A 7,474-nucleotide genomic window follows, 5' to 3' on the forward strand; every position below is an offset into this window, starting at 1 on the left:
GTAACCGCCATGAGCCGGTTGATTCGCAATGCCGTATCGATGTTACTGGTGATGACGCTCATCACCGGCATCGCCTACCCGCTGGTGGCCACCGGCGTGGCGCAGGTGCTGTTCCCACATCAGGCCAACGGCAGCCTGATCGAAAAGGACGGCAAGCCGATCGGTTCCGAACTGATCGGCCAATACTTCGACGACCCCAAGTATTTCTGGGGTCGTCCTTCGGCCACCACGCCGCAGCCGTACAACGGCACGGGGTCGAACGGCTCCAACCTGGGTCCGACCAATCCGGCGCTGCGCGATGCCGTGCAGCAACGCATCGATGCCTTACGCAAGGCCGATCCGGGCAATACCACTCCGGTGCCGGCGGATCTGGTGACGGCGTCGGGTAGCGGCCTCGATCCGGAGATCAGTCCGGCGGCTGCGCAATATCAGGTGGCACGCGTGGCACGTGTGCGTCATCTGAGCGATGAGCAGGTGAAGGCGCTGGTGGCGAAGTTCACGCAGGGACGGCAGCTTGGCTTGCTGGGAGAGCCGAGGGTGAATGTGCTGCAGTTGAATGTGGCGCTGGATGGATTGCAGACGCGGTGAGCCACATACGCCCTCTCCCCTCCGGGGAGAGGGTTGGGGTGAGGGGCCAATCTTGCGAAGCAGCCACGCCACTGCTGTAGTGCGGAGCAAAATATCTTCCCGACAAGTTTGAGGTTTATGGCAAGCCTGGCCCCTCACCCTAACCCTCTCCCCGAAGGGGAGAGGGAATTGACCTCGCAAGCCTGACAATCCCATGACCGACACCTCCCGTGACGCCCGCGCCGATGCCCTGCTTGATGTCGTGCAGGAAGAAAGCAGCCGCCGATTGAAAATCTTTCTCGGTGCAGCGCCGGGCGTCGGCAAGACCTACGCCATGCTTTCTGCCGCACGCGAATTGAAGCGGCAAGGCGTGGACGTGGTCGTCGGCCTGGTGGAAACCCATGGTCGCGCAGAAACTGCTGCGCTGCTGGAAGGGCTGGAAATACTGCCGCGGCTCACGTTGAACTACCAAGGGCGCGAATTCACCGAATTCAACGTGGACGCAGCGCTGGCGCGCAAACCCGACATCCTGCTGGTCGACGAACTCGCACACCGCAACGTGCCCGGCAGCCGGCACGAACGGCGCTGGCAGGACATCGCTGAACTGCTCGACGCAGGCATCGAGGTCTACACCGCACTCAACGTGCAACACCTGGAAAGCCTCAACGACCAGGTGCGCCGCATCACCAACATCACCGTGCGCGAAACAGTGCCGGATGCCGTTCTGGATCGCGCACGCGACATCGTGCTGGTCGACCTGCCCCCACGCGAGCTGATCGATCGCCTGCGACAAGGCAAGGTCTATGTGCCGGAAACAGCAGCCGCTGCGCTGGATTCTTTCTTTTCACCCACCAATCTCGCTGCCCTGCGCGAGCTGGCGGTAGATACGGTCGCCGGCCATGTCGACAGCGACTTGCGTGAACACATGCTCGCGCGCGGCGGCAAGATGCCGGTACGCCGCCGCGTGATGGCTGCGATCGACGGTCACGCGCAGAGCGAATATCTGGTACGTGTTGCGCGCCGCATTGCCGAACGCCGCGGCGCGCCGTGGACGGTGGTCTTTGTCGACACCGGCGCCACCTTGGATGAAGCACGCCGCGAACGCATCGACACCGCAATGCGCCTGGCTCGCCGGCTCGGTGGTGACGCCACCGTGCTGCGCGGCCATGCGATCGCCGATGAACTGCTGGTGCATGCCGATCGCGAAGGCGTCGGCCAGATCATTCTGGGGCGCACGCGCGAGCGCCTTATCGCGCGCATGCTCGGACGCTCGCTCACCCAGCAGCTGCTGCGCCGTGGCGCGCATCTGGAACTTACCATCATCGCTACGCCCGCCGAACGCGTACGTGCGCGCAAGCGGCTGCGGCTAATGCCGATGTATGGTCGCCGGGACGAGTACATCTTCGCCACTATCGTCACCGCAATAGCCATCGGCCTGGCTTTCATCGCTGATCGCTATCTTTCGGTCGCCAACCTGGCGCTGATCTTCCTCATCGCAGTGATGACGGTAGCGGTGCGCACGCGCATGGCGGTGGCTGTCTATACGGCGACGATGTGCTTTCTCGGCTACAACTTCTTCTTCGCGCCGCCGCGCTACACCCTGGCCATCGCCAATTCCGACGATGTATTGGCCGTAACACTGTTTTTTGCAGCCGCATTGATTTGCAGCCGCCTGGCAACCCGCTTGGCCAGCCAGGTGGAATCGCTGCGCGCCGCGCACGATTACTCGCATGCATTGCTCACGCTGGGCCAGCGGCTTTCAGCCAGCACGGATGCGGACGGCATACGCAACGTGGGTTGCGCTGCACTTGCACGCGCTTTGCGTTGCGAAGTCGCCATCCTGGCGCGTGACGTGGAGCACCGCCTGCAGATCGCCGCCAACAGTTCGCGCACGCTCACCTTGACCACCCAGGATCTCGCCGCGGCGGAATGGTGCGAGCAGCATGCCGAAGCGGCAGGTCGCTACACCGATACGCTCAATGCTGCGCGCTGCTGGATGCTGCCGCTGGGTACGGAAGATCATCATCTGGGCGTAGCTGCGCTGCGCTTCGAAAACGGTGTTTCGCCGGATATCGAACGACGCAGCCTGGCCTTGGCGATGGTGCAAGATATCGGTCAGGCACTGGAACGCGCACGGCTAGCATCCGAGTTGGAAGGCGCGCGCGTGCAGGGTGAAACCGAGCGTTTGCGCAATGCCCTGCTTTCTTCCGTGTCGCACGATCTGCGTTCGCCGTTGGCGTCGATGATCGGCTCGGCCGGCACGCTTTCCAACTACGGGGATCAACTGCCTGCGACCGAACGCAAGGAACTGCTCGAAGCGATTCTTGGCGAAGGCCAGCGCCTGGACCGCTATATCCAGAATTTGCTGGACATGACGCGCCTGGGCCATGGCACGCTCAAACTCAATCGCGACTGGACCGATTCCGCTGAAATCGTGGCCTCCGCCATTACGCGCATGCGCAAGCTGTTTCCTGAATTGCGCGTCGATACGGTACTGCCCGATGAAACCGTGCTGCTGTTCGTACATCCGGCACTGATCGAGCAGGCACTGTTCAACATCCTGGAAAATGCTGCGCGTTTTTCGCCACCCGGCGAACCGGTGCGAGTGATTGTGCGCGTGGCAGGTGACCGCCTCTTCATCGACGTCGTCGACCGCGGTCCCGGTATTCCGGAAGAGGAGCGCGCGCGCATTTTCGACATGTTCTATTCCGTTGCGCGTGGCGACCGTGCACCGCAAGGTACCGGCCTTGGCCTTGCGATCTGTCGCGGCATGATCGGCGCGCATGGCGGCAGCGTGGAAGCCTTGCCGGGCGACGGCGTTGGTACCACCATTCGCATCAGCCTTCCCCTTCCCTCTCCACCATCGCCATGACTGCTGCCAATCCTTGCGTGCTGGTCGTCGATGACGAGACGCAGATCCGCAAGTTCCTCGATATCGGCTTGCGCGCCGAAGGCTACGACGTGTTGCTTGCTGCAAATGGCGGCGAAGGCCTGGCGCTGGCAGCGACACGCAATCCTGACCTGATTATTTTGGATATCGGCCTGCCCGACCGTGAAGGCCACGAAGTGCTGGCTGAATTGCGGCAATGGACGCAGGTGCCGGTGCTGATGCTCTCCGTGCGCGACACGGAACAGGAAAAGGTGAAAGCGCTGGATGCGGGCGCGAACGACTACATGACCAAGCCGTTCGGCATTCAAGAGCTGATGGCACGCTTGCGCGCGCTGATGCGCAACCGCGCCACGCAGTCGGAGGCACCGCCGCGCTATGAAGACGATCGCTTGCATATCGATCTCGGCTTGCGCGAAGTCACGCTGGACGGGGAACTGCTCGCGCTCACGCGCAAGGAATATGCGGTGCTTGCGATGCTCGTTCGGCACGCAGGACGCGTGGTGAGTCAGCAGCAGTTATTGCGCGAGATATGGGGTGGCACGCATGTGCAAGACACGCATTATCTGCGCATTGTGCTCGGCAAGTTGCGGCAGAAGTTGGGAGATGATCCGACGACACCGCGATGGCTGAAGACGGAGCCGGGCGTGGGGTATCGGTTTTTAGCGGGGAATGGGTGAACCATTGATGGTGGTCACCCTTGCTTTTTTTGCCGTCATTCCCGCGAAAGCGGGAATCCATTGGGCTCTCAAGCAAGAGCGAAGATGGATTCCCGCTTTCGCGGGAATGACGACCAGGCAAGACCGAACTTATTCTTTCAACCGCGGCACCCCGTGCACATCGCGCTCTTCGATCGCGATCGGCCGCGTATCCAGCCTTCCGCCAACAAGACCGCCTTCCGGTAGCGGCTCCGTCACATCGCCACGCACCAACGCGATGGCGTTGCGGTAGCAGCGCTGCGCAAGTGCGGCATCGCCAAGACCAGTGTAAGTATCACCCAGGGCTTCCCATGCACTCGCATTGGGCGCCAAGGCCAGCGAACGTTCCAGATAGGGACGTGCTTTGGCCCAAAGATTCAGTCGCACACTCATGCGGCCCAGCGTAAGCAGCAGACTGGGATCATTGGGATGCGCGTCGAGCCAGCCTTCGGCACGGCGCATGCGCGCCTCGAGATCGTCGCCAGCCAACAAGCCGTAGGTCTCCACCAGTTGCGGCGACCATTCGCGGCGCAGCGCGGATTCCACTTCGTCCATCGCCGGCAGCACGAGGCCATAACTTGCAGCCTTGCGCGCGTATGCATCGATGACCGCCGGTGCGCGACGCTGCGCTTTCGGCAATTGCGACCATAGCGTGTTCAATACCGCGCCATCGCCGGCTGCTTGAATGCTGGCGACCAGCACCTGCGTTTCGAGTGCGCTGTAGGCGCGTGCGCTCATCACGCCGCTCTTCTGCAACGGCTCAAGTGCGCTGCGCGCACGGCGCGTATCGCCAGCCGCCAGCGCGGCAAGCACGAGTTCGCGCCAACCACCGGGGCTGAGATTGCCGCTGTCGCCTTCGGGCGTGAGCAGCGCAAGTGCTTCGGCCGACTTGCCATCGCGGCGCAATACACGTGCGCGCAATACACGCGCTGCGCGCGGGGCGACTTGCGAAGCCTGATTCAGCGCCTCGAGTGCACGCACATGTTCACCACGCCGCGATGCAGCTTCTGCAGCCGCAAGCAGTGCCGGGCCACGCAGTGCATCCAGACGTGATGCACGATGCAGATCGCGCTCGGCATCACCATGGCGACCTTCCATCAACGCGACCAAGCCATCCGCAAGTCGCTGCCGGCTCAAGCGGCGATGCCGGCGCGAAAAGGCGCCGAACGGCCAGCGCACGACACGCCATGCCACACCGAGAACGGCCCACGCCAGCAACAGGATGAACACCGCAGCCAGCAAGCTGGTTTGCACGTTGATGCCGCGAAAGCGAATCAACATATAACCAGGATCTTCGGTCACCCAATGCCAGCCGAAAGCCGCCAGCGCGGAGACGATCACCAACGCCAGGATCCAGCGCCATACCTTCATGGCTTGGACCCGTTCGAGGGCGCTGCACTCTCTGCGTTCGGCTTGAGCGCGTGTACGGCACGCAGATTGCGCAACTCACTCAATGCGGCGCCCAGCTTCACCGGTGCGGACGGTTTGAGCTGCGTAAGCAGTGTGGCGATGCGTTGATGCGCCTGCTGCACGGCGGGCGACTGGGTATCGAACTGCGCAGTCAATCCTGCATCGGCACGCTTCAGCGCGGCGGCGCTGGCGTCCGCATCCCACGCCAACAGTCCGGCTTGAGCCTGTGCGAAATCCAGCGCAACCAGTTCGCGGGCAATGCGTGCATCGGCAATGTCCACCGGTGCGCCATTGTCACGCCGGATCTGCACCACGTTCTTCAGCGCGCGCCAAATGCGGGCCCACACGCTGGTGCTTTCCTGAGCCGCAGGTTCGTCCAGCGACTTCAACGGCAGATTGGAAAGATCGCTGCGCAACTGCACCACGCTATCGAGCAACTGCGTGGGATCAGCGGACTGGCTCTTGGCCAAAGCTTCGTGCTCGGCTTCGATGCTTTGCTGCACGCCCTTGAAGGCATTGTCGTTGACGCCAGCCAGTGTTTGTCCGGCCAATGCAAACGCTTGTGCCGCGCCTTGCGCATCATGGAACAGCGCGTAGCGTTCGGCGCCCATGCGCAGCAGCGATTCGGTTTCGTCCAGACGCATGGCGTCCTGGCCGGAGAGGGTCTTTTCAGACAGCTTGCCGACGGCTTCTTCCAGATCGCGCACGCGCTGGTCGTGCGACAGCAATTCCTCGCGCAGGGAACGATTGACCTGATCGGCATCGTTCAAACGCTGCAGCAGCAGATTGCCCTGACTGGTGGTCGTGGACAGTGTGCGCTCCAGCGTATTGGTGCGTTCCTCCAATGCTGCAGTGGTACGCAACGCCTGTGCATTGACGTGCAAGAGCTGCCATTGCCGCCAGGCCACATAGCCGACACCGATGATGGCGATCAGGGCCAGCAGCAGCGCCAGCGCGAGGGCGCCACCTGCAGGGCGCGCAGGCGGCGTGGGCCGGCTGCTGCGCGCGGAGTCGGAGGGAGTGCCCATGCCGGGCGCGGTACGTACGTCGGGGGTGAGATCGTCCTGGCTCATGCGCGCATGCTAACAGCCTAAGGATGCGCTGATCAGTTCCGTGCAGGCGTCGCCAGCCCTCAATCGTGGCGTGCGCGTGAACAAACTTCGCAGGCACCGGCCAACAGCTCTGCCTGGACGGCCGACGCCGCCCTATAGATGCGCGAGAACCCGGCCGCGCGCGCCGCCGCCTCGATCCGCTCGCTGCTGACGACGGCCGTAGCCTGACGTAGCCGTTCCCATGCCGTGACAGGCAATTGCTGCCGCAGATTCTGCAGGGCCTCGATACTGGAGAGCAGCACGCAGGCGGTGTCGGCCATCTGCAGCACCGCCTCGGCATGACGCCGGGTCAACCTGGACGCAGCGCGTTGGTACACGTGCACCTCACGCAAGATCGCACCGCGCCCGGCAAGCTGCTGCTGCATCAGGCCGCGACCGCCAGGTGCGGTAATCAGGGCAACACGCCGGCCCTGTAGGTGTTGCAGCAATGGCAACGCCAACATGCCTTCGCTGTCCTGACGTGACGCGGGCACCTGCGCGGTAACGCCATGCCGCTGCAGAGCACGCGCCGTGCCCTGCCCCACGGCGACGACTTCGCCATGCGCCTTATCCAGTGGTGCGAGGGCCAACGCGTAGCGAACCGCCGCCGGACTGGTGAAGATCAACACATCGTCGTCTTGCGCATCACGCCATTGTTCGCGTGCTTGCTGAGCATCGGAGGTGCCACGCAGAGAAAGGCCGGGGAGCAACAGCGAGGTTCCGCCCAAGGCGCTTACCTTTTTCGCCAGCGGTGTGCCGGTGCCGGCAGGGCGGGTGATGACGATCGTGCAGCCGGTAAGTTTTTCTCCCTCTCCCCTCTG

Annotated in this window: 6 protein-coding genes; 3 read left to right on the forward strand and 3 right to left on the reverse strand. The window is 63.2% G+C overall.

The features are described 5' to 3' along the window. The first annotated feature begins 9 nt into the window (after positions 1–9). The 3 genes from kdpC to QQJ86_RS03960 all read left to right on the forward strand — a co-directional run bounded on the left by kdpC (position 10) and on the right by QQJ86_RS03960 (position 4,134). On the forward strand, positions 10–588 hold the full coding sequence (gene kdpC, locus QQJ86_RS03950) for a potassium-transporting ATPase subunit KdpC (protein WP_284319610.1): 579 nt from the start codon (positions 10–12) through the stop codon (positions 586–588). 193 nt (positions 589–781) lie between these two features. Then, complete coding sequence (locus QQJ86_RS03955) at positions 782–3,439, forward strand: sensor histidine kinase (protein ID WP_284319611.1); 2,658 nt, start codon at positions 782–784, stop codon at positions 3,437–3,439. Beyond that, entirely contained in the window at positions 3,436–4,134 is a 699-nt protein-coding gene (locus QQJ86_RS03960) for a response regulator (RefSeq protein WP_284319612.1), read from the forward strand. The genes QQJ86_RS03955 and QQJ86_RS03960 overlap by 4 nt, the downstream gene beginning before the upstream one ends. A 129-nt stretch (positions 4,135–4,263) precedes the next feature. On the opposite strand, the gene QQJ86_RS03965 is transcribed toward QQJ86_RS03960, so the two are convergent. The 3 genes from QQJ86_RS03965 to QQJ86_RS03975 are packed head-to-tail and all read right to left on the reverse strand — an operon-like array spanning position 4,264 to position 7,438. Beyond that, the gene (locus QQJ86_RS03965; RefSeq protein WP_284319613.1) at positions 4,264–5,523 is read right to left on the reverse strand and encodes a heme biosynthesis HemY N-terminal domain-containing protein; all 1,260 of its coding nucleotides are present in this window, start codon (positions 5,521–5,523) and stop codon (positions 4,264–4,266) included. Next, positions 5,520–6,635 (reverse strand): uroporphyrinogen-III C-methyltransferase, encoded by a 1,116-nt coding sequence (locus QQJ86_RS03970; RefSeq protein ID WP_284319614.1) that lies wholly within the window; start codon positions 6,633–6,635, stop codon positions 5,520–5,522. Before QQJ86_RS03970 ends, QQJ86_RS03965 begins: the two co-directional genes overlap by 4 nt. A gap of 59 nt (positions 6,636–6,694) precedes the next feature. Then, entirely contained in the window at positions 6,695–7,438 is a 744-nt protein-coding gene (locus QQJ86_RS03975; RefSeq protein ID WP_284319689.1) for a uroporphyrinogen-III synthase, read from the reverse strand. Positions 7,439–7,474: the final 36 nt, after the last annotated feature.

Source organism: Dyella acidisoli, from assembly GCF_030160295.1.
Taxonomy (GTDB): domain Bacteria; phylum Pseudomonadota; class Gammaproteobacteria; order Xanthomonadales; family Rhodanobacteraceae; genus Dyella_B; species Dyella_B acidisoli.